The sequence below is a fragment of the Kosmotoga sp. genome, from assembly GCF_982836095.1.
In genome coordinates this window covers 7,971-10,381 of the sequence record NZ_CEYIHJ010000053.1, presented here as the reverse complement: position 1 = coordinate 10,381, position 2,411 = coordinate 7,971, and the positions used below count along the sequence as shown (strand labels likewise).

General features: G+C 43.0%; 2 protein-coding genes and 1 pseudogene. All 3 read left to right on the top strand.

Annotated features, from left to right (window positions below; genetic code table 11):
* Positions 1-763, top strand: a 763-nt coding sequence (locus tag AC3LHT_RS05135; RefSeq protein ID WP_488662167.1) for a CpsD/CapB family tyrosine-protein kinase, incomplete at its 5' end; no start/stop codon positions are given.
* A gap of 5 nt (positions 764-768) precedes the next feature.
* Positions 769-1,512, top strand: coding sequence for a ZIP family metal transporter (locus AC3LHT_RS05130; RefSeq protein WP_290666409.1), 744 nt, complete (start codon positions 769-771; stop codon positions 1,510-1,512).
* A gap of 12 nt (positions 1,513-1,524) precedes the next feature.
* Positions 1,525-2,411: pseudogene (locus AC3LHT_RS05125) on the top strand (O-antigen ligase family protein); the annotation flags it as partial.

The following is a 2,411-nucleotide window of genomic DNA, read 5'->3' as shown; positions in this document are numbered from 1 at the left end:
CAGTGTGATAGGAAGGATACCTGAAATCGAAGATTTAGCAGAGAATGAGGACGAGCTGTATGTGCGCTCACATCCAACAGCGCCTCAATCTGAAGCCATAAAACTCGCTGCCAGCAATGTTTCTTTTCTCATAGGTGAAGAAAAGAAAGCCATTGCCATAACATCTGTCAGCCCAGGTGAAGGGAAATCCTTTGTGGCGGCAAATACCGCTTTTTATATGGCCTCAAGCGGTTATAAAACTATACTTATTGACCTCGATTTGCGGAGACCAAGAGTGGAGAAAATCCTCAAACTTGACACCAAAAAAACCAGTGGTAAGGGAATAACGGATCTGATAAAAGGGGAAATCGAGCTAGATCAAGCCATAGTAAAAGATTATGATAATAACCTCGATGTTATGCCGATGGGCACCAGAGCTACAAATCCCACTTTACTTCTTTCCTCTAAAAAGCTGGAAACAATTCTCAACACGCTTAAAGAAAGATATGACAGGGTGATAATTGATACCCCTCCTGCGTTGGTGACATCGGATGTTTCGCTGATCGCAAATAAACTGGATGGAATAGTTCTAGTCGTAAAACCCGGTATAGCGCTTAAAGATGGGCTCAGGATAACAATTAACAACCTTAGAACCGTTGGGGCCCCATTGCTTGGGGTACTGGTGAACGGTGTTAACCAGCACACTTCCGGCTATTACTATTACTATTATTACTACTATGGCGAAAAGGGCAAGAAGAAAAAGAGGGGGCATAAGGAGGAGTAACAAGTATGAGTCCTGCTTTCAAAGGGATTTTATACAGCTCCATTGCAGGAATGGCCACCACATTAGGTGGCATACCTTTTCTTTTATGGCGAAAGGAAGTTAGCCGAAAAGCTTTGGACATGTTGCTTGGTTTTGCCGCTGGGGTGATGCTGGCTGCCACTGCTTTTAGTCTAGTGGTACCTTCTATAGAGCTTGGTGGCCCATTGAGGTTTGTTGTAGGGTTTTTACTTGGTGGAATTTTCGTACACATTATGGACAAATTTGCTCCCCATGAGCATTTGATAAAGGGTTATGAAGGGCCGTTACCCCATTCAAAACTGGCAAAAATATGGTTATTCGTTATCGCCATTACAATTCACAACTTTCCTGAGGGTATGGCAGTCGGGGTAGGAGCCTTCACAAAAGAAGCAATAACCATAGCTGTGGCAATAGGCATTCAGAACATTCCGGAAGGGGCAGCAGTTGCTGCAAGCCTTACAGGTGCCGGGTATAAAAGAGGCAAAACGTTCTGGATAACCTTTTTAACAGGAGCTGTTGAAGTCGCTGGAGGACTAGTAGGCGCTTTGCTCATTGTCATTGCCAAACCTTTGCTACCATATGCCATGGCCTTTGCTGGTGGTGCGATGCTCTACGTGATAAGCGATGAAGTCATTCCAGAAACCCATAGCGGGGGATTTGAACTGCTTTCAACGTACTCTCTCATTTTTGGGTTTATCATAATGACATTGCTGGACAATATATTAGGATAGAGGTGGATGATAGTGAGAGAAAGAAGAGAGAAAATCATCGACGCTGAACTTGTGATATATCTTCTTTTACTGCTTGTTGTACCACTTTTCCTCGTTAAAGGCTTTACTCACGAACCTTCAACAGGCAAACACCTGATATATGCGGTGGGCTTTTCCATCATCTTGCTGCTAAATGTGTTGAGGAAAAAAGAGATCAGATTCAAATATACTTATGCTCATCTCTTTGCTCTGGGATTCGGAATAGCTGCGATTTTTTCGCTTATTTCTGTTCAAATTGACAACCCCCAGTATTTGAGATATTCATTGGACGTTGCGCTCTTTGCGCTCTTTGTTCCATTGACGGGTATTTATCTGTCCAACAAGATGAACACGAGAACGAAAATAGAATTGAGTATGCTTTTTTTCATAATGGGAGCTACCGTGGTAGCGATTGACGCGATGTTGAATTACTATGTTGGCTATGACCTCTTTCTTGGAAAAATCGGAGAACCTTTTACCCGGGCTTCAGCGAGATCGACCATAGGCAACCCAAATTTCGTCTCGGATTACATGGGGATGGCACTCCCGATGGTCTTCTATTTCATAGCAAGCGCTACACCTCTTAAAAGGCTTTTTGGGAGCGCACTTTGGAAACAAATCCTTTTGAAGGCTTCTATGCTGGTTTTCATGATTCCTATGATTTCAGCTATATTTATTGCAGAAACCAGAACCGTGATAACGGGGATTTTCATCGGCAATTTGCTCTTTGCGGGTTTTTATCTCTTACTCAGGAAACGTCTTGAGCGAGCTTCCTCAGATCGAAAGGAAAAGAGAATAGTACTACTTTTTGTATTACTGGCATTGATTATCATTGCTGTTATGAGTTACCTCTATTTGACGCCTTCTGTTTTAACAGGGGG